Consider the following 19856-nt stretch of genomic DNA (forward strand, 5'->3'; position numbering starts at 1 on the left):
GTTTCCCCGGATGAGCTATCCCTACGATTTCTCCAGCGACACGCAGACACGCCCCTCACCGGGTATGCGGAGCGCCATGGCCAACGCCGAGGTCGGCGACGAGCAGAAGCGCGAAGACCCCACGGTCAACCGGTTACAGGAAATGACGGCCGAGCTGACCGGCAAGGAGGCGGCTCTTTTTCTGCCCAGCGGCACGATGTGCAACCTCATTGCCCACGCCATTCATTGTCGACCGGGCGACGAAATCATCCTGGAAGCGAGTACGCACCCGGTGCATTTCGAGGGTGGTGGCCCTGCGGTCCACAGCCGGGCCTCGCTGCGGCTACTCGATACGGAAACGGGCATTTTCACGGCCGAGCAGGTGGAGGCGGCGATTCGCCCCGACGATCCGCACTTCCCGCGAACGCGCCTGGTGTGCGTTGAGAACACGCACAATCTCAAGGGAGGTCGGGTGTGGCCGCTGGAGGCGGTTCGCGCGGTCGCGGCCTGCGCGCGCAAGCATGGTCTTCTCCTGCACCTCGACGGTGCCCGACTGATGAATGCCGTCGTGGCGTCGGGCGTTTCGGCGAGGGATTATTGCGAGCCGTTTGACTCTTGCTGGATCGATCTGTCGAAGGGCCTGGGCTGTCCAGTGGGCGGTGTGGTGGCGGGCAGCAAGGAGTTCATCGCACAGGCGTGGCGGTATAAGCACCTGTTCGGCGGCGCGATGCGCCAGGCGGGCATCGTCGCGGCGGCGGGCGTTTATGCGCTGGAGCACAACGTTCAGCGCCTCGCCGAGGATCATGCGAAGGCCAAAGCGCTGGCACGGGGGCTGGCCGGCATCAAGGGAATATCGGTCGATGTCGATGCGGTGGAGACGAACATCGTGGTGTTCGACATCGCCGGCACGAAGATGCCGCGTACGGAATTCCTCAATCGGCTGATGCCGCATGGCGTTCGATTCAGCGGATTGATGAAGCCGACCCAGCTTCGCGGCGTGACCCATCTGGATATCCCGTCAGACGGGGTCGATAAGGCGGTTGCGGCCGTACGAGCCTGCCTTGGATGACGCTTCCATATCCGCCTGCGCGGATATGCGCGTGACCGGATCATATGATTATCTTCGTGACCACGACCGATCAATAGAATTACAATATGTATTGAACGCATCGGCTTCTGGAAGGATATTATCTTGGATCATCCATTGTTAAATCTGGCTCGGCAGCGTGTCATCGTCATTGACGGGGCGATGGGCACGAGCATTTACGCGCACGATCTGTCCATCGACAAGGACTATCGCGGCTGCGAGAACTGCACCGACATCGTCACCGACACCCGGCCCGAGATCATCGAGGAGATTCACTCGGAATTTCTGCGCGTCGGATGCGACTGCGTGGAGACGAACACCTTCGGGGCCAACAAGATTGTCCTCGGCGAATTCGATTTGGCCGATCTGACCTACGACCTCAATAAGCAGTCCGCACAAGTGGCGCGGCGGGCGGCGGACAGGTTTTCCACACCGGACAAGCCGCGATTCGTTCTCGGCTCCATGGGGCCGGGCACCAAGCTGCCGACGCTGGGGCACACGACTTTTGACATTCTCGAGGACAGCTACGCCGAACAGGCGCGCGGTCTGCTTGACGGCGGCGTGGACGCGTTGATCATCGAGACCTGTCAGGACATCCTGCAAGCCAAGGCGGCCGTCTGCGCCGCGACGATCGCCATGCACGAGAAGTCGCGCCAGGTGCCGATCTTCGTGCAGGTGACGATCGAAGTCACCGGAACCATGCTCGTCGGCACCGAGATCGCGGCAGCACTGACGACGCTTGAGTCGTATCCGCAGGTTCAGGTCATCGGCATCAACTGTGCCACGGGACCACAGGAGATGTCGGAGCACGTTCGCCACCTGGGCCGGCACAGCTCGCGGCTCATCAGCGTTGTGCCGAATGCGGGGCTGCCGCAACTCGTGGACGGCAAAACGCACTACGCCCTGACGCCCGCGGAACTGGCGAAGTGGCTCAAGGAGTTTGTTGTTGCCGACGGGGTTAATTTCGTCGGTGGTTGCTGCGGCACGACCCCAGCGCACCTGGAGGCGGTGGTCGAGGCGGTGCGCGGACTGATTCCGGCACAGCGGCAGCCGCAGCGCCAGCCGAGTTGCTCAAGCATTTATCAGGCGGTGACGCTCCGGCAGGAAAACAGCTTTCTGATCGTGGGGGAGCGGAGCAACACCAACGGCAGCAAAAAGTTTCGAGAGTTGCTCGTCGCGGACGATATCAACGGCCTGGTCGACATGGGCCGGGAGCAGGTCCGCGAAGGGGCGCACATCCTGGACGTCTGCGTCGATTACGTCGGCCGAGACGGCGTACCGGACATGGACAAGGTCGTCTCGCGCTATGCGCAGGACGTCACCGTCCCGCTCATGCTCGACTCCACCGAGTGGCAGGTGCTGGAGGCGGGGCTCAAGCGCGCGGGCGGCAAGTGCATTGTCAACTCGGTGAATCTCGAGGACGGCGAGGAAAAGTTGGAGCGGGTCTGTCCGCTGCTGCGAAAGTACGGCGCAGCGGTTGTCGCACTGACCATCGACGAAGACCCCACCGAGGCGATGGCCAAGGTCGCCGACCGGAAGATAGAGATTGCCCGACGGCTGCATGAACTGCTGACGAAGAAATACGGCATCGCCGAGGAAGACATTCTTTTTGATTGTCTGACCTTTCCAGTCACGACCGGCACCGAAGCCGATCGACGCCTCGCCCTGGAAACGCTTGACGGCATCGAGCGGATCATGACGGCGTTCCCTCGCTGCGGGACCATTCTGGGATTGTCCAACGTCAGCTTCGGCCTTGTGCCGGCGGCGCGGGCGGTGCTCAATTCGGTCTTCCTGCATGAAGCGATGCAGCGCGGACTTACCGCGGCGATCGTCCATGCCAGCAAGATACTTCCTCGCAACAAGATCAGCGACGAGCGATGGAACGCGGCGCTCGACCTGATATACGACCGACGGCGAGAGGGGTTTGACCCGCTTCAGGTCTATCTCAAGATGTTCGACAAGGGCGAGAAAGTCGGCGAGAAGCGAAAGTCGCTGGCGGACCTGCCCATCGAGGAGCGGCTCAAGCAGCGGATCATCGACGGCGAGCGGATCGGTCTCGAAGCGGATCTGAACGAGGCGATGACTCGATACAAGCCGCTGGAGATCATCAACACCTTCCTGCTCGACGGCATGAAGGTCGTCGGCGAGCTCTTCGGGGCGGGCAAGATGCAACTGCCGTTCGTGCTGTCCTCCGCCGAGACGATGAAGGCGGCGGTCGCCCATCTCGAGCCGCACATGGAGAAGGTCTCAGGCCAGAGCAAGGGCACGATTATCCTCGCCACGGTGAGGGGCGACGTTCACGACATTGGCAAGAATCTTGTGGACATCATCCTCAGCAACAACGGCTTTACCGTGCATAATCTCGGTATTAAGCAGCCGATCAACAACGTGATCGAGGCATTTAACAAGCACAAGGCCGACGCCATCGGCCTCTCCGGGCTGCTGGTGAAGTCTACGCTGGTCATGCGCGACGATCTCGAAGTGCTCAACGAGCGAAGCCTGACCATGCCGGTCATCCTCGGGGGCGCTGCCCTGACGCGCGGCTACGTTGAGAATGACCTGCGCTCGATTTACAAAGGCCCCGTCACCTATGCGAAGGACGCCTTCGAGGGATTAGCCTTGATGCGGCGGCTGTCCGAGGGCCAGCCGCTCTTCGAACCGGGCGGGCCACAGGTAGGCCCCAGGCGCACCAAGACGACGGCGCCATCTCAGCCCGCAGGCCCGCTGCCCGAGCGAAGCGGCGTCGCGATCGACAATCCGATCCCTACACCGCCGTTCTGGGGCTCTCGCGTGATTGAGCGGATCAATCTGCAGACGGTCATGCCGTATATCAACGAGAAGATGCTGTTCGGCGTGCAGTGGCAGTACACGCCCGCCGGCCGGAAGAAGGACGCGTACGACGCTTACATTCGCGGCGAGGTGCGGCCGATTCTTCACGAGCTTGCCAAACGGTGCGCACAGGAAGGCATTGTCGTGCCGCAGGCGATCTACGGCTATTGGCCAGCCAACAGCGAGGGGCAGGACCTCATCATCTATGAGCCGCCGCAGAGCGCCGATGCAGTCGCACCGGGCAAGCGACCGGCCTTGAAGGAGATTGCTCGCTTCACGTTCCCCCGGCAGACTGAGCCGCCGTACTGGTGCCTGTCTGACTTCTACCGGCCGATCGGCAGCGGCGAGTACGACGTGGTCGCGTTTCACATTGTCACAGTCGGACGCAAGGCCAGCGACGTCGCACGGCAATGGTTCGCGCAGAATCTCTTCCGGGACTACCTGCACCTGCATGGCTTTAGCGTGGAGGCGACCGAAGCCCTGGCCGAGTACATGCACAAGCAGATCCGGATGGAGCTCGGCATCGCGGAAAAGGACGACCGCGAGGTGCGAAGGCTCTTTCAGCAGCGCTATCAAGGCAGCCGCTACAGCTTCGGATATCCGGCGTGTCCAAACCTGGGGGACCAGGCCAAGCTCTGGCCGCTCATGGAGCCGGGCCGAATCGACATTGAACTGAGCGAAGAGTTTCAGCTTGAACCGGAGCAATCGACCAGCGCGATCATCGCCCACCACCCCGAGGCAAGGTATTTCAACGTGCGCGGGGCCAAGACCGATGACCAGTTGGCGGCCCGGATCGGCAAGGCTTAGCGGACAGGGCCCGCCTTTTTTTACGGTGAATATTCACCGATTCCCGCATAATACATGGGTGGGACTGGTAATTGATTGGCGATGCGTCGAGGATGTCACTCGTTCATCGCGATTGGTGGAGGTTGATCCATGTTGATTGCAGATTCTGCCTGGGCCGAGCTTTTCAAGATGCCGAACATTGCCATCTTCATGGGCTGCATGATTCCCATCGTGGCCAGCGTTGCAGCCGCATGGCGGGGCATTGAGAAGACAAAGTCCGACAACGCGCTCAAGCGCTCCCTGGTCGAGCGCGGACTGGCCGTCGACGAAATCGAACGCGTCCTCACGGCAGGGCGGCGCGAGAGGAAATAGTCGGGGCTGAAGGTCGTGGGCGAAGCGAATCCAGCCTGAATCAGGGCGTCACGATGCAATCGACCAGCGCGCGGATGTCCTGCCCGTCGCGATGATCGTCGAGATTCAGGTCGGCACAACCGCAGGGCATTCCCAACAGAAGACAATCAAGAAGCGGCTCGATATCCAATGTCGAGCATGATCCGTCGTGATTCAAGTCGCCGTCGGCGCAGCTTAAATCCGCGAGCCAGGCTTCGGGCCGCCCGTTTTCGTTTACGGCGTTGCCCGCGATTTTCAGCCCGTCGCCCGAGATGCCCACGGCCTCGGTCAGTGTCATGTCCGTGAGATTCAAGGCGAAATCCCGCGAGAGTACGTCCACGAGATTTCGCATTCCATGCTGAGCGTCCCAGATGAACGGCCGCATGCCTGACGCCGTGCTCGCTGCGCCGACAACAATCGAGCCGTCGCCCGACACACCCATGGCCCGGCTGTCGATTGCGCCGCCCGGGAGGTCGCCCAGCAGTTGATATTCTCCGTTTTCCCAGCGGAATGCCTCGGTGCGGGCCGCATTGAACGTGGCATGGCCGACGATGACCGATCCGTCGTCGGAGATTTGGAGCGGCATGGCGAACTGTGCGCCAGTCGGTGGATCGATGAACTCGACCACGCCGAGCCGCCAGCGAAACTCGAACCCGACGATGGTTGAACCGTCATCCGAGATGCAATTGGTAAACGGCGGAAAGGCTCCCTTGGGGAAATCATCGAAGAGATCGTGCATCACTCCGTCGATCCAGCGGAACGGATGATCGCCGACGTCTCCGGTTCGGCTGATGCCGACCACCGTGCTGCCGTCGCCCGATACTTCAAATCCGTGGCTGTAGAAGATGTCGCCGGGGAGATCACCGAGGCCGGTCATGATGCCGGCTTCCCATCGAAATGCCTCGGTGCCGTTCGGCGAGAGACTCATTCCGGAAACGACCGACCCATCTCTGGAAACGCCGCCTGCTTCACTGTACTCGGTGAACTTGTTCTTGAGATTGCCGAGAGAGATCATCGTACCGGCCTGCCGGCGATAGGCGGTTACATGGCCATTCTCAACGGTGTTTCCAACGACGGCTGATCCGTCACGCGATATCGCGATGACGTTGCTGAAAGCATTCGTCTGGTCCAGCGACCCGAGCGGGGTAAACGATCCTGCACGCGCCCACGAAGCGAATGTACTCAATGACACAACCGCCGCAAACCTTGAGAGCGGTCCAGCAGAATTGAAAAAATGTATCATCGGCGGTTCCTCCGAAGTGAGGCGCACAAAGGCCCGGGCGAGACGTCTCAATTCGTCAGTCTACAATCCTGCTCGTTGAGATGGAATAGCGGGGAGTGGAATCCCGAAAAAAAACTGGGCCCAATCCGTATCAATCGGCGAATGCCGCCACGACCAGCGTGTCGTTCTGCCCGCCGAAGCCGAAGGAATTGGACAGGCAGTTGCGCACCTTCGTCTTTCGGGCCTCGTTGGGGACGTAGTCGAGATCGCAGTTGGGGTCCGGCGTTGAGTAGTTGATCGTGGGCGGAAGGACCTGATCGCGAAGCGCAAGCAGGCAGGTGATCAGTTCGCAGGCGCCCGCCGCGGCGATCAGATGGCCCAACATGCTCTTGACGCTGCTGACCGGAACTTTCTTGGACAGATCGCCGAAGACGCCGCGAATGGCCTTGGACTCGATCTTGTCGTTCTCTTCCGTGCCGGTTCCGTGGGCGGAGATGTAGTCGATGTCGGCGGTGGTAAGGCCGGCGTCCTGCATAGCGAGTCGCATGGCGGCCATGGCGCCGCGACCGTCCTCGTGAATATCCGTAATGCGGAAGGCGTCGGCCGTCGAGCCGTAGCCCTTGACCTCGGCGTAAATCTTCGCGCCGCGGGCCTTGGCGTGAGACAGTTCCTCCAGAATAAGCATGCCGGCGCCTTCGCCGAGGACGAAGCCGTCGCGCGTGCGGTCGAACGGCCGCGAGGCGGTGATGCACGAATCGTTTCGGGTGGACAGTGCGGTCAGCCGATTGAACCCGGTGACACCGAAGGGGTGGATCATCGAGTGGCAGCCTCCGGAGATCATTGCGTCTGCATCGCCCCGGCGAATCATGTTGGTCGCCTCGCCGATGGCCTGGGTGCTGGCGGCGCAGGCGGTCAGCGTGTTGAAGTTCGGCCCTTCGACGCCGAAGAGCTGGGCGATGTGCGCCGCAGCCATGTTTGGATCCTGCTCGGCCTCGACGATCTTCTCCAGGCACTTGTAGGCGACGTCGGCCCAGCGCTTAGCATCGAGTGTGTTCTCGCCGTAGTTCCAGCCTTCGACCGCCGCGGCGGTGAAGTTGTCGAAGTCCATCGGACCCTCGCCGCCGCCGAGATAGACGCCGATGCGGGTCTTGTCGAGCTTGGCAGCCTTTTCAAAGCCGCTGCTGTCCCAGGCGATCCGCGCGGCCGCGAGGGCAAAGCCCGCCTGGCGGCTGACGCCCTTGTGCATCTCGTAATCGGGGCCGATGAACTTGCGCAGATCGAAGCCCTTCACCTCGGAGGCGAACTGGGTCGGGAAAGTGCCTGCATCGAAGATCGTCGTGGGGGCGATGCCGCTCTCGCCGCCGAGAATCCTCTTCCACGCCGTCTCGATATCGTGACCGAGCGGTGTGATCCAACCCATGCCTGTAACGACGACTCGCCGCGTCATGCGTGATACCTCCGAATGAGCAGGGCGGCGGTTTGTCCGCCGGAAAGGGCGCTGGCCACGGAGAGCCCGACTTCGGCGTGGCAGTCGGTCGGATCGCCGCGGACGACATTGAGCCCACAGGCCGGATCGACGTTTGTTGTGTTGAGCGACGGCGGAACGATCCCGCGCGACATGGCGAGCGTGAGCATCGCCAGATCAATCGCCCCGCTACCGGCGCCGCAGTTGCCAAGCGATCCCTTGGTCGCGAGGACCGGGACTTTGCCGGCGTCATTCCCTAGAGCGCTCTTGAGGCCTGCCGCTTCGGCCGCATCGTGCTGAACGGTGCCTACGCCGAAAGCGTTGATGAGACCGACGTCCGTGGGATTCGCGCCGGCGTCCTTGAGAGCCTTGCCGATGGCCAGTGCGAGGCCGCGGCCGTCCGCCTGGGGCTCAAGCCAGTTCTTGGCATTCACCGATGCGCCGAAGCCGACGACCTCGGCGTAGATGCGAGCTCCTCGCGCCTTGGCACGCTCCAATTCCTCAAGAATGAGCAGTCCGCCGCCTTCGCCGATGACGGCGCCCTTGCGATCCTTGTCGAAAGGACGGCAGGCCTGCGCCGGGTTTTCGTTTGAGTCCGTCACGAGCCGATTGAGCAGCGACTGGCGCATCAACCCCATGGGATTGACTTTGCTTTCAGCACCGCCGCAGATGCAGATGTCGGCCGCGCCGCGCTCGATGGTGCGGTAGGCCTCGCCGATCGCGAGATGGCTGCTGGCCTCGCCGCATGTGATTGTGTTGCTCGGAGCCTGGCAGTCGTGAACGATGGTCACGTGGCAGGCCAACATGTTCGGAAGGAACTTGAGCAACCAGAGCGGTGTCAGGTTGCTCATCCCCTCGGTGCCCCACTTCTTCAGCGAGAAGCCCCGATCCTGCGCCGCGTCCGGTCGCTCTGCAGCGGTGGACAGCGCCCCGGCCAGTTCGTTCAGGTCGGCACAGATGAGGCCTGCGCCGATGTTCGCGCCGAAGCGCGTAGAATCGACATCCGCCGCCGGCGCCTCGCCGCGCTCAACCAGGCACTTGGTCTGCACGCCGGCATCTTTGACGGCGTGATAAGCGGCGATGACGGCAAGCTCGATGTCCTTGGCCATCACCTTGGTGGCCTTGCGATAGCCCTTTGGGACACAGTCCTTGACGTTGCCGTTTTTGACTTCACCGGCGATCTGCGACGTGAAGTGGCTGGGATCGAACGCGGCGATGCGATCGATGCCGCTGCGCTTTTCGACCAGGGCCTCAAACGTCTCGACGGCGCCCAGGCCCAACGGAGAGGCGACCCCCAGTCCTGTGATTACGACACGGTGCTTCTTCATGGCGATCCTGTAGCTTAAGGGGCTCAGCAGGCCTTACTTCTGATCGACGGTCACATTATATGTGCGAAGGAGTGACTTGAAGTCTTCGGTGAAGACAAAGTTCTCCTCGGGGAATGACAGGCCGCTCATGTTGTTGTCGATGTGGGAGAAGACGATGTCGATCTCCGCCAGCGGCTCGCCATCGACAAAAACCCGGCCCACCGTGCTCGCCGCCTCGGCAGAAACTTGCTCAATTTCCGCCTCGTAGCGAAGCTGCTCGCCGGGGCGCACCTCGCGCTCGAAACGAGCCCGCTTCACCTTCGCGAGGATAACCTTTTCCTGAAACTGGCGGGCCTCACCGACGAGAATACCCGCGGTCTGGGCCATGCCCTCGACAATCAGGCTGGCCGGCATCACCGGGTATGCCGGGAAATGGTCGTGCAGGTGCTCTTCGGCGAGGCTGACGTTCTTAATGGCGGTAGCGCGCCTGCCGGATTCAAAATGGGTGAACTTGTCGATCCAGATCCAACGCAACGCAGGACGCCCCCTAGGCCGCCATCTTCGTCGTCACATAATTGACAATCGTCTTCACGGTGAACAGGTTCGGCATCTTGGCGACGTCAGGATCCGTCTGAAACTCGGTGAAGTCGGCATGCGGCATGGCCTTCTTCAGCGTGTCGAGACCCTTGGTGGTCATCTTGCCGCCTTCGACGTACTCAGGATTGTTCAGGATGTCGTCGGGGAAGAGCTCGCCGCGGGGAATCTTGATTGAAAAGGTCTTCTCCAGACGAAACACGATGTCGAGAAAGTCGATCGACTCAGCGCCGAGATCGCCCGTCAACGTGGCGTCCTCCTTGATTTCGTCGTCGTCCACGCCCAGCGCGTCAACCAGAACTTCCTTGACCTTTGAAAACACATCATCTCGACTCATCGCCATCTTCAGCGTCCTCCCTGGGACTTTCTCAATTCGTTAGAGGCCGACGGCCAGCGCTGCCGCCGTCTTCGTCGCGGCTGGTCCTCCGACCAGATCAAACACCCTGCGTGCCGCGACCACTAGTTTCTCGTCAACGTCGACCAGCGCCGGATTCTTCTCGGACAGGTTATAGTGCCGCAGCGTCAGGCGGGCCTTGACCATCTCTTGTCCGTCACTCATCCCGAAGGCCTTAAACTGGCTCAACCCTTCGGAAATCTCCATCGCCTCGGCTGTCACTTCGAGCGTCCGGCCCGGGGCGACGAAGCTCTTGTAATTGATGTTCTTGGCTTCTTCCAGTACGACCATGCTCTTGGAGAAGTCCTGAGTCGCCCGAACCAGCCACGCCGCGGATTGAACCATGGCCTCGAGCATCATGACACCCGGCATCACCGGAAAGGTCGGAAAATGGTCCGCGAGGTACTCCTCCGCCAGCGTCAGATTTTTTCGCGTAACGATACGGCTGGGTGGCTCGATGCTCAGGATGCGATCAATCAGAATGAACTTCATACCGTGCCGTGTTCGCGATCCGCGAGCTGTTGCTATCTATTGTGCCGGCGACTGTTTACGGCACAGTAACCGTCTCATGAAACCTTCAGCCTGTTGCCTAAACTTGGCTTTGTAGCGGCTGGCGAGCCTTCTTGCAAGCACCCTCGGACGGAGGCGGTACACACGAAATGGGTACATGGGCCAGGGTGGAGCCTCGGACCGCTCGCGAATGCTCCTAACTGTTGATTGAGCATGACTTTGAGGCGCTACACCTTACGGCCCGCGCCGCGGACGGTCGAAGATAGGGGCCGACGGGTAACAGTCCATGCGCCACCCCTCGCCTCGCCGTAGCCAATAGTTTCCCGTCGGGTCGGTACCGCCCGTTTGCCCGCTCAGGCGGATCGGACCGGCGTGGCCGTCGGCAAACGCAACATTGAACACGTTGGACTTTCGGTGCCACCCTAGAACATCACGGTTCGGATTCCACTTGGCAACTTCGGACACCGTCTCTTCAATCAAGACCGTCATCCCAGGGTCGGGGACCTTCGTACTTGTCCGAAGGTAGGGGCCGAAGAAATTCTGCTGGAATGGAATTTCCTGGGTTCCGGTGAAGTCGATGTGGTTGTTCAACCGGTAGCTCGTACCCGTGATTTGATAGACGTTGAGGTGTGAGCGGCTGGGATGCAGGAAGTACGGCTCGAAATTAACGCCGCCCGATCCGACGTCCTCGATGGGACGATCATTGGGACACTTAAATAATGCCAACTCCGCGCCTGCAGCATCGACATAGACATATTTATTGAGCAGGCGGTTTTCCTTCACAAAGTCAGCTGAGCGAAAGACTCCCACGCCGGTATTGCCGCCGTACTCGTACTCGCCGTCGTAAAGCCAGCGGGTCTCAGCCATCGGATGCACCGGCGTCGTGTAATGCTGCTCGTCCTCGTCGCTGTACATCGACAGGCACTGGCCGATCTGCTTGAGATTCACGAGGCACTTGACCTTGGTCCCCTCGCTGCGCGATGACGACAGCGCCGGGAGCAGCAAACTGATCACCAGGGCGATGATCGCCAGGACGACGATCAATTCTATGAGGGTAAAGGCGGAACGACGGGCGACGCCTCGGACCCCGCGAGATGAGGGCGAACGCGCTGGCATTTGCAGAGGCGGCATGGGTGCCTCGCTCGAAGGGGCTGCCGGGACGGGCATCAACTGCTGACTTCGGCTCGCTCCTGTATCATATCGGAAATCGCCGCCGAGTGTACACAGCGGGCGATGTTTCGACGCAAAACGGGAACGCCCAGGGGTCTGGCGATTTGGCGGGAAAATGGCTCATCACCGGCGCGGGAGGCCAACTCGGCAGTGTGCTGATGCGTGTGCTCGCACACCGCGACCTTGAAACGATCGGGCTGACCTCCGTTGAAGGCCCCCAACCGGACGTCGCGAGCTGCATTCGCGGCGATCTGACCGACGCGACGGACCTCCGCGAGATTGTCCGTTCGCACCGCCCGGCCGTCATCGTTCACGCGGCGGCAGTGACGAGCATTCAGGCTGCCTATGAGAAGCCGGATGTGACGCAACGCGTCAACGTGGACGCAACGCGGACGCTGGTAGAGCTTGCGGCAGAGATCGGCGCGCGAATCGCCTTCACCTCAACCGACCTGGTGTTCGATGGTTCCTCGGCGCCCTACCACGAGACGGATGCCGTATCGCCTTTGTCGGTCTATGCCCGATCGAAGGTGGAGGCGGAGAAAATCGTTCTCGCTTACGACCGGGGAGTCGATATTCGACCGGCGCTGATGTACGGCCTGCCCGTGGTGAATCGGCCGACGACGTTCCTGCAACAACTCGAATCGCTGCGGACGGGCAAGCCGCTCAAGCTCTTTGAGGACGAGTTTCGCACGCCGATCTGGCTGGAGGACGCGGCCGAGGCGACGCGCGCCGCCGCCGCGTCTGACTATCACGGAGTCCTGCACCTCGGCGGGCCTGCGCGGATGAGCAGGCTGGAGATGGGTCGCGTCATGGCGGCGGCACTGGGAATCACAAATCCGCCTATCGTTCCGACCCGCCAATCAGATATGCAATTCGCGGAACCTCGCCCGGCGAATGTGAGTCTCGATTCATCGAAGTTCGCCGCTGAATTCGGAACCCCACCCGGCCGTACAATGAAGGAAGCGATGAAGTCGATCGCGACGGCGCTCACCTAGCCAATGATAAACCGACGACGCTTCACGTAGTCCCAGACGACGTAGCGATCCAATTCCCGCCCCCCGACGAAGAATACGCGGCCACTGGTGCTCTCGGCGAGGCGATAGGCGAACTTCACGTCCTCCTCGGTCTGCGACCAACTCGATAGCAGGAAAATGTTGATGGTGATGCCCTGCTCGCGACAGAGAAGCCCCTCTCGAAGCGTGCTGTTTTCGGTTCGCGAGTCCGGCGGATAAAGCAGGTACAGCCACTTTTCCTCGAAGTGCGCCGTCGGAAGGCCGTCGGTGATGAGGATGATCTGCCGGTTGGGCGTGTCCTGCACCTGAAGCAGTTGCCGGGCCATCTGCAAACCGTGTTGCAGGTTGGTGAAGTGCGGCGGGATGTCGCGCTCGGTGAGGCGGTCGTCGCTCATGTCCGCCTTGAGCCGCACGAACGGCTTGTGGATCGTCACCGGCTTGGGCAGAAGCTGTGGCACCTCGGAGATGTGCCGGCGCTTGGCGAAGGTGAACATCTCCACGAAGTCGACATAGTCGCCGGGATACTCGCTGCGGATGAGCCCGTGCAATGCGAGCGCCATGCGCTTGACGTTGACATATTGCCCGTTGAATCGCATCGAGCCGCTCATGTCCATGCACAGTACGGTCGCGCACTTCGGCGTGTTGCGCGTGACGTGAATCTCGATGTCCTCAGGCATGAGCCGGATTCGCCGGGCCGGGTCGGCACTCTCCGAACCCGACGGCGTGATGCCGACGATTGCCTCGGCGCTCGGCGCCGGCTGAAGCGTCGTGCGTTCGCGAATCATGGCGTTGATCATCGACTGTCCGACGTCCATGTTCGCCAGGCTGTCGCCGAATTCGTACGACTTGGTCCGCTGCGTCTCGACCACGCCGTCACCCACGATCGGCTGCGCGTGCCGCCCGCTCTTGGCCGCCTGGAGATCCGCGAAGATGCGATCGAGCAGCTTCGACTGGAAAAGTTTGAATGCCTTCGGCGTAAGCTGGTATCGGCCGTCCTGCTGTTGCAGGCCCTGCTGCTCGGCAAGTTGCCGAAGCATCTCCTCCACCTGCTGCCGCATGCGTTCGAGCCCTTCGATCTGCTCCTCGTCGGCGAAGCGCCCCAACTCATCCATGTTGATGAGATAGATCTTCGCGTTCTTCGCCGCTTCCCTGAGCTGCTCGATCAGGCGGTCGATCGTCTCCAACTCTTCCTTGATCTCAATCGCCTGCTCGACCGACATCGGACGCCGGCCGGTGAATGCGTACTTCGCGGCCAACTGCTCGACCTCGTAACGGGCCCCGAGCTTGTCCATCAGCGAAACTAGCTGCCGTGCAAACTCGCCTCGCTGATCCTCGCGATACCACATTCGCTCGAGGTCGGCGATCTGACCCTCGCGCACGGCCTTGTCGAATTGCTGCCGTCGATTCTTCGGCGGCTCCGTCTCTCGCGCCGCCTGTTGAAACTCGCGCTCGGCGTCTTCGCGCGCCGCGGTGGTCTCGTAAGTTTCAAGAATCTTCCGCTTGCGTTCCTCAAGCATTGCGATGAGCGAACTGATGCTCGGTCCGAGCCCCGTGATCTGCGAGGGGTCCAGCTCGATCGCCTCGGCCAGCTCCTCTTCGGTCAGGTTTCGAAGGCTGCCGTATTCCAGGAGATGTTCAAATGCGGGCGTGACCAAGTCCGGGGGCGTCGCCGAGGGCATCGGAAACCGCTGAGGGTCGTACCCAAGATAGGTATGTACGATCCCACCAGCGTGACGCCGCGGATTCTCCGAAGGTTGCTTTGAGTCAGCCATTCATCTCTCCCGGACGACATTATACGTTCCCCGCAAGGCTCGAAGCCTGAGATGTCCGTTCTTTGACGCAGAATGCCCCCTGCCCTATCTTTTCGACCCAAAGGATGCGATCCGTTCAAGTGCTTTGCTAAGCCGTTGTCCTGACGATTTCCCGGAGCCCGATTTATGAAACTCGCCTACAGCAACGTTGCCTGCCCCGGTTGGGACATCGTCACCCTGGTCGAGAAGGCCAAGGAGTATGGCTATCAAGGCCTGGAGCTGCGCAGCCTCGACGGTCAGATGCACCTTCCGCTTGCGCCGCAGCTCGCGTCGAACCCGGCCAGGGTCGGCAAGTTGATGCGCGACGCCGGCGTCGAATTGGTGTGTCTGGCGACTGCCGCCGCCTTCCATATGCGAAATGCGCGGGAAGTTGCGGAGAATCAGGCCCAGGTGCGCGAATACATCGAACTGGCAGGCAAGCTGGGCTGCCCCTTCGTCCGCGTCTTTGGCGCCGAGATTCCCAAGGCACGCTTCTGGCTCATCGGTAACGAACGGCGCGAGGTCGTCCTCGGTCGAATCGCCAAGGCCATCGGCGAAATCGCTGACTTCGCGGCGGCCCATCGCGTGACCATCCTCATTGAAAACAGCGGCGACTTTACCGACAGCTCGGCCATGTGGTACCTCGTGGACGCCGCGAACTCACCGGCGGTTAAGTGCTGCTGGAACCCGATGGCGGCGCTGACGCGCGGCGAACGACCCACCAGTTCCATCCCCCGCCTGGCCGCCCGTATCGCGCACATACATCTGACCGACGCCAAGTTCGATGGCCGGGCGTTTGACGGCCACGTCCTCCCCGGTCAGGGTTCCGTCGAGATTCCGAGGCTCATCCAATTGCTCAAGGGTATCGGTTATCGCGGATACCTGTGTTTTGAATGGCCCAAGTTGTGGAACCCCGGCCTCGCCGATGCCGATCGCGCGCTGCCCGCCGCGGCGAAGTACCTCCAGCCGCTTCTCGACGAAAAGACCATCCCGATGACGGCCTACAAAGGCGACAAGTACGCGCCCCGGCAAGGCCACGAGCTTCTCGCCGCCGAATGACGGCGACGTCCCGGCGTACCGCGTGCTAACATTCGCTGATGCTCTTCGCTCCGACGCTCCTGCTTGTCGCAATCGCGCTGGGTGATCCAACCGTCGGCGGACCGCCGGTTGACACGGAACTCGCGCGGACTCTCCTGAGTGACTTGGGAATCCGGTTCAGTGCCGACTACGGGAAACACTTCAGCGTCATCTCCGACTCCGCCGACCAGTCTGCAAACATTATGAGGACGGCGGACGACGTCTATCAGCGCGTCATTGAGTTTGCCGGTCGCCTCGAGCTAAGCACGACACGCCCGGGAAAAAAGATGACCGTTGTGTTCTTCAGCAAATGGGAGGACTACAGACGCTCCGGAGCAGCGTCGGGATTTTCGGTGAATGAAAACGCTCCCGGTTTTTTCGATCATAAGTCCGGGGTCTGCTACGGCTATGACTATGCCAATTCCTCCCTGATGCGGGAGAAGCGGGCGGTGCTGAAAACCGCGCGGGCGAAATTCGACGCCGATCGAGACGCCGGCACCCTCAACAGCCTGACGGAGGAGCAGATCGGTCAGCGGCTTGCGGCCATCGTGCAAATGACCAATGCGCTCTTCGAACACGAGAGTCTCATCAACCAGACTGTTATTCGACATGAACTGGCTCATCAATCACTGGCAAATCTCGGCATTCAGACGCCGCGCATGAAAGACCTGCGCTGGCTCTGCGAGGGGCTGGCGACGCAGTTCGAATCCGTCAGCGGCATCAACGCAAACCGACTGGCCGACTTTCGGGACATCGACTGGTCCGATCCAAAGCTCACCGTGCGTACGCTCATCACCGACTCGAAGCTCCTCGGCCCGGGCGCCGAACAGCCGTCGGTGGGTTACGCCGCCGCCTGGGGACTGGTGCATTACCTGATCAACGAGAAGCCGCGCGAATTCGCCGCGTTTGTCCGGCTTTTTCAACAGCTGCCGCCCGATGGAACATCGCCGGCCGAATCGGACAAGGCCGCGTTTGAGAAGTGTTTTGGCAAGCCGGACGCCAAGTTTCAACTCACCTGGCTGGAGTACATGTCGGCGCTCAAATAATTCCTGATTGATAATTGCTCTTGCCCGATTGAGAATCGAGGCATGATCGCCAAGCTCATTGATGGAAAGGCCCTCGCGGCGCAAATCAAATCGGAAGTAGCCTCACGCGCCAAAGCCCTTGCACATCGCGGCCACAAGCCCTGTCTTTCAGCGATCCTCATCGGAGACAATGCCTCGGCTGCGAGCTACGCGCGATCGCAGGCAAAGCACGCCGAGGAGGTCGGCGTCGAGTATCAACTGACTCCGCTACCCGCCGGCACAACCGAAGCCAAGGCGATCGACGCGATCAGAAAGCTCAACGAGGACGCAAAGGTCCACGGCATCATTCTCCAACTGCCGGTACCCCAGCCGCTCGACGCGTTCAAGCTCCAGCGTCAGATTAGTCCAGACAAGGATGTCGAAGGCGTCGCCCCCGCCAATCTCGGCCTGCTCGCCATGGGCCGCAAGGCCCTGGTCCCCTGCACCGCTGCCGCCGCCTTCGCTTGTCTCCGCGCCCACATGCCCGACCTCGCCGGGCGCGATGCCGTCGTCATCGGCCGTAGCGTCATTGTCGGCAAGCCGCTGGCCATGCTGCTCTTAAGCGCAAATGCCACCGTCACCCAGTGCCACACCCGGACGCGAGACCTCGCCGAGCATACGCGCAGCGCGGAAATCCTGGTCGTCGCCGCCGGTGCTCCGAGCCTGATCGGTGCCGAACATGTTGCACCCGGCACCATCGTCATCGACGTCGGCACCCATCGCGTCAAGCTCATCGATTCGGATGGCGTCGAGCGCACCCGCACGATCGGCGATGTCCGATTCGACGAAGTCGCCCAGGTCGCCTCGGCCATCACCCCCGTCCCCGGAGGCGTTGGGCCAGTCACCGTGGCCATGCTCCTGCAGAACACGATCGAGGCCTGCGATCGACAAACTCACGGGTAAATGGGTGCTTTGGCTCAGTTCAGCGGTCAAACATCGGGCGGCGGGCACTCGCCTAAGATTGATACCCCCCGGGGCGTGGATATAATCACCTGAAGCGTTCCTCACAGCATCGCGCACTTGGAAAACAATCCTGCCGGAGGTCGCCATTGCCCCTCGCCGATGATCGCCCCACGCCACAGTCTTCCGCGCAAGGACTCGTCGCCGCCCGGCTTACGCCTGAATCCGCTGCCTCCCGCACCGCGGAATCTCAAAACGCCGCCTCCCTGTCGCCTGGCGTGGGTGAATCCGCTGCCCCAGGCCGTTCACTCGCCCCGGTCAGTACACTGGGCTCGCTCGGACTCAGCCTTGTTTCACACGCAATCGTCGCCGCCCTTTTCGGCCTCGTGACATGGTCGGTCGGCAGCATTGTTCGCGCCGCCCCACCGGAGATTCACGCTCAGATCGTCGCCGCTGATGTGCCGGCAGGAAGCGGCGGCTTCCGTTTCCCGGGCAGCGCCCTGATTGACCGGCCCGACTCCGCCACCGCAGCCGGCGCACCGGCCCCCGCTGCCTCACTCGCAGACCTGATCGCCAACCAAACCCCACCGGATGCCGCCTCGTTATCCGCTTCCGGGACTTCGCTTGCTCGCCTCGCATCAAGACCCATCAGCCGTACCGATCTCACCGGCACCGGTACCGGCGGCGATAACGGTCGAGGAACCGGCCTCGGCGACCGCGACCTTGCCGGCGGCGGCCCCGTCGGAAGCCTCTGGGGCGTCGGTGAGGGTCAGAAGGCCCGATCGATCGTATACGTCATGGATCGAAGCGGCTCGATGGCGGACACCTTCAAGCTGCTCCAGCGCGAACTGATGCAGGCCATCGGCTCCCTCGAGCGCGACCAGGAATTCAATGTCATCTGGTTCAACGAGGGCGACGCGACGCTCATGTTCACCAAGCTTGTACCCGCCACGCTGGAGAACAAGCGAAAGGTCTTTGACGCGATCGCCGCCATCATCCCCAGCGGGCAGACCCAGCCGCTTAGTGCCATTCAGACAGCCCTCAGCTACAAACCCGATGTCCTGTTCCTGCTCTCCGACGGTGACTTCGGCGAGCAGAATCGCCGCATCACCAGTACCATCAAGCGCAAAAACAAGAATCGCGAAACGATCATCAACACCATCCTCTTCGTATACGACACGATGGGCGACGGTCAGCGCGTGCTGCGGAGCATTGCGGAAGACAACGGCGGCGTTTACAAGCACGTCCGCCAGGAGGATCTCTAACTCGGAATGATCAATTGGCCGCTCTCAATTGAAAGTTCCGATGTCCGTCACAGAATGCGATTCTGCGACGATTGGGCCCAGTGATAACTGCCTCATGAGGATTCGTATGACGACCGTGCGGGCATTGATAGTCATCGCAGTGATACACGCATTTGCCGTTCCCCTTCACGCGGCCGATGTCCCCGTCGAGTCGGGCCGATCGTTCCTGCGCGTGCTGAGGGACGGCGCGGAGTGGCCGGGCGTCATCATCCTCGCCTTGTCGCTCGCCGCCGTGACCATCATCATCGAGCACTTCTGGACCATCCGCCGGTCCACCATGTCTCCTCAGCATGAAATCGAAAACACTCGGCAGCACATCGAGGCACGCCGATTCAAGGAAGCCATCGAGGCCATTCAGGGCAGCCGCACGATGTTCGCCGACGTCATGTCCACGGCCCTTCGCCACGGCCGCCACGGCTTCGATGCCATGCACGAAGCCGCCGACGAGCGTGGCGCCGCGTGGACCAGCCGTTTATTCCGCAAAGTCGATGCGCTCAACGTCATCGGCAACCTCGCGCCGCTCATGGGGCTTCTGGGAACCGTACTGGGAATGATCGAGGCCTTCGGCGAGATGCAGGCCGCGCACGGCGCCTACAAGCCGGAGAACCTCGCCGGCGGAATCAGCCTCGCCCTGGTCAATACGTTTCTCGGGCTGGCCGTCGCCATTATCGCGCTTGGCTTCTTCGGCGTCTGCCGCAGCCGCGTCGATGCCATGACCGTCGCCGCCCACGCCGCGGCGATTGACCTGCTGGAGTTCTTCCGCCCGGTGGCCGTCGGCATGCCGGCGAGCCCGCCACCCCCGACTTCCGCAGCGGCTGCGCCGTCTCATGCTGCCGTTCCTGCGCCGCAAACTGCAAAGCAGGAGGCGCGTCAGTCAGGCCTGGCCTCCAAGTCGCCGGACGCCTCAGCCCAGTCGAGCGGCCCCAGCGTGCCGCAGCCCACCGCGACGTCACGATAGGAGCCTTACTCCGTCAT

At 61.7% G+C, this 19856-nt stretch carries 17 protein-coding genes; 9 read left to right on the forward strand and 8 right to left on the reverse strand.

Annotated features, from left to right (window positions below):
• Window positions 1–10: 10 nt before the first annotated feature.
• From HS101_10695 to HS101_10705, 3 genes are all read left to right on the forward strand, one after another.
• Window positions 11–1048, forward strand: coding sequence for an aminotransferase class I/II-fold pyridoxal phosphate-dependent enzyme (locus HS101_10695; GenBank protein ID MBE7506738.1), 1038 nt, complete (start codon window positions 11–13; stop codon window positions 1046–1048).
• 123 nt (window positions 1049–1171) lie between these two features.
• Window positions 1172–4702, forward strand: coding sequence for a methionine synthase (metH, locus tag HS101_10700; protein ID MBE7506739.1), 3531 nt, complete (start codon window positions 1172–1174; stop codon window positions 4700–4702).
• 129 nt (window positions 4703–4831) lie between these two features.
• Window positions 4832–5053, forward strand: coding sequence for a hypothetical protein (locus HS101_10705; protein MBE7506740.1), 222 nt, complete (start codon window positions 4832–4834; stop codon window positions 5051–5053).
• 40 nt (window positions 5054–5093) lie between these two features.
• Here the strand turns inward: HS101_10705 and HS101_10710 are convergent, their stop codons facing one another.
• The 7 genes from HS101_10710 to HS101_10740 form a co-directional block, all read right to left on the reverse strand.
• Entirely contained in the window at window positions 5094–6263 is a 1170-nt protein-coding gene (locus tag HS101_10710) for a PEP-CTERM sorting domain-containing protein (protein MBE7506741.1), read from the reverse strand.
• Window positions 6264–6444: 181 nt separating this feature from the next.
• Window positions 6445–7740 carry a beta-ketoacyl-[acyl-carrier-protein] synthase family protein gene (locus HS101_10715; GenBank protein ID MBE7506742.1) on the reverse strand — a complete coding sequence of 432 codons (1296 nt, stop codon included), beginning with the start codon at window positions 7738–7740 and terminating at the stop codon, window positions 6445–6447.
• Entirely contained in the window at window positions 7737–9086 is a 1350-nt protein-coding gene (locus HS101_10720; GenBank protein MBE7506743.1) for a beta-ketoacyl-[acyl-carrier-protein] synthase family protein, read from the reverse strand. The genes HS101_10715 and HS101_10720 overlap by 4 nt, the downstream gene beginning before the upstream one ends.
• A 33-nt stretch (window positions 9087–9119) precedes the next feature.
• Window positions 9120–9599, reverse strand: coding sequence for a beta-hydroxyacyl-ACP dehydratase (locus tag HS101_10725; GenBank protein ID MBE7506744.1), 480 nt, complete (start codon window positions 9597–9599; stop codon window positions 9120–9122).
• Window positions 9600–9612: 13 nt separating this feature from the next.
• Complete coding sequence (locus HS101_10730; protein MBE7506745.1) at window positions 9613–10002, reverse strand: acyl carrier protein; 390 nt, start codon at window positions 10000–10002, stop codon at window positions 9613–9615.
• 33 nt (window positions 10003–10035) lie between these two features.
• A complete protein-coding gene (locus HS101_10735; GenBank protein ID MBE7506746.1) occupies window positions 10036–10545 on the reverse strand; it encodes a beta-hydroxyacyl-ACP dehydratase in 510 nt (169 codons plus the stop codon).
• A 252-nt stretch (window positions 10546–10797) separates the two neighbouring features.
• A complete protein-coding gene (locus tag HS101_10740; protein MBE7506747.1) occupies window positions 10798–11679 on the reverse strand; it encodes a prepilin-type N-terminal cleavage/methylation domain-containing protein in 882 nt (293 codons plus the stop codon).
• A 158-nt stretch (window positions 11680–11837) separates the two neighbouring features.
• On the opposite strand from HS101_10740, the gene HS101_10745 reads away from it, so the two are divergent.
• Window positions 11838–12728, forward strand: coding sequence for an SDR family oxidoreductase (locus tag HS101_10745; GenBank protein ID MBE7506748.1), 891 nt, complete (start codon window positions 11838–11840; stop codon window positions 12726–12728).
• Here the strand turns inward: HS101_10745 and HS101_10750 are convergent.
• The gene (locus tag HS101_10750; protein MBE7506749.1) at window positions 12725–14518 is read right to left on the reverse strand and encodes a VWA domain-containing protein; all 1794 of its coding nucleotides are present in this window, start codon (window positions 14516–14518) and stop codon (window positions 12725–12727) included. The two genes, HS101_10745 and HS101_10750, sit on opposite strands and share 4 nt — an antisense overlap.
• Window positions 14519–14683: 165 nt before the next feature.
• Between HS101_10750 and HS101_10755 the strand changes: the two genes are divergently transcribed.
• The 5 genes from HS101_10755 to HS101_10775 all read left to right on the forward strand — a co-directional run bounded on the left by HS101_10755 (window position 14684) and on the right by HS101_10775 (window position 19839).
• Window positions 14684–15595 carry a sugar phosphate isomerase/epimerase gene (locus HS101_10755; GenBank protein MBE7506750.1) on the forward strand — a complete coding sequence of 304 codons (912 nt, stop codon included), beginning with the start codon at window positions 14684–14686 and terminating at the stop codon, window positions 15593–15595.
• Between the two features lie 38 nt (window positions 15596–15633).
• Window positions 15634–16659: a DUF1570 domain-containing protein gene (locus HS101_10760; protein MBE7506751.1), complete on the forward strand. Its 1026-nt coding sequence runs from the start codon at window positions 15634–15636 to the stop codon at window positions 16657–16659.
• Window positions 16660–16701: 42 nt separating this feature from the next.
• Entirely contained in the window at window positions 16702–17580 is an 879-nt protein-coding gene (locus tag HS101_10765) for a bifunctional 5,10-methylenetetrahydrofolate dehydrogenase/5,10-methenyltetrahydrofolate cyclohydrolase (GenBank protein MBE7506752.1), read from the forward strand.
• Between the two features lie 146 nt (window positions 17581–17726).
• Window positions 17727–18842 (forward strand): VWA domain-containing protein, encoded by a 1116-nt coding sequence (locus HS101_10770; GenBank protein MBE7506753.1) that lies wholly within the window; start codon window positions 17727–17729, stop codon window positions 18840–18842.
• Window positions 18843–18936: 94 nt separating this feature from the next.
• Window positions 18937–19839 (forward strand): MotA/TolQ/ExbB proton channel family protein, encoded by a 903-nt coding sequence (locus tag HS101_10775; protein MBE7506754.1) that lies wholly within the window; start codon window positions 18937–18939, stop codon window positions 19837–19839.
• Window positions 19840–19856: the final 17 nt, after the last annotated feature.

Source organism: Planctomycetia bacterium, assembly GCA_015075745.1.
Taxonomy (GTDB): Bacteria; Planctomycetota; Phycisphaerae; order UBA1845; family UTPLA1; genus UTPLA1.

Coding starts and splice junctions, on each gene's coding strand:
- HS101_10695 (MBE7506738.1), top strand. CDS start 11: ATGAGCTATCCCTACGATTTCTCCAGCGACACGCAGACACGCCCCTCA.
- HS101_10705 (MBE7506740.1), top strand. CDS start 4,832: ATGTTGATTGCAGATTCTGCCTGGGCCGAGCTTTTCAAGATGCCGAAC.
- HS101_10715 (MBE7506742.1), bottom strand. CDS start 7,740: ATGACGCGGCGAGTCGTCGTTACAGGCATGGGTTGGATCACACCGCTC.
- HS101_10720 (MBE7506743.1), bottom strand. CDS start 9,086: ATGAAGAAGCACCGTGTCGTAATCACAGGACTGGGGGTCGCCTCTCCG.
- HS101_10730 (MBE7506745.1), bottom strand. CDS start 10,002: ATGGCGATGAGTCGAGATGATGTGTTTTCAAAGGTCAAGGAAGTTCTG.
- HS101_10735 (MBE7506746.1), bottom strand. CDS start 10,545: ATGAAGTTCATTCTGATTGATCGCATCCTGAGCATCGAGCCACCCAGC.
- HS101_10740 (MBE7506747.1), bottom strand. CDS start 11,679: ATGCCAGCGCGTTCGCCCTCATCTCGCGGGGTCCGAGGCGTCGCCCGT.
- HS101_10750 (MBE7506749.1), bottom strand. CDS start 14,518: ATGGCTGACTCAAAGCAACCTTCGGAGAATCCGCGGCGTCACGCTGGT.
- HS101_10755 (MBE7506750.1), top strand. CDS start 14,684: ATGAAACTCGCCTACAGCAACGTTGCCTGCCCCGGTTGGGACATCGTC.
- HS101_10760 (MBE7506751.1), top strand. CDS start 15,634: ATGCTCTTCGCTCCGACGCTCCTGCTTGTCGCAATCGCGCTGGGTGAT.
- HS101_10765 (MBE7506752.1), top strand. CDS start 16,702: ATGATCGCCAAGCTCATTGATGGAAAGGCCCTCGCGGCGCAAATCAAA.
- HS101_10775 (MBE7506754.1), top strand. CDS start 18,937: ATGAGGATTCGTATGACGACCGTGCGGGCATTGATAGTCATCGCAGTG.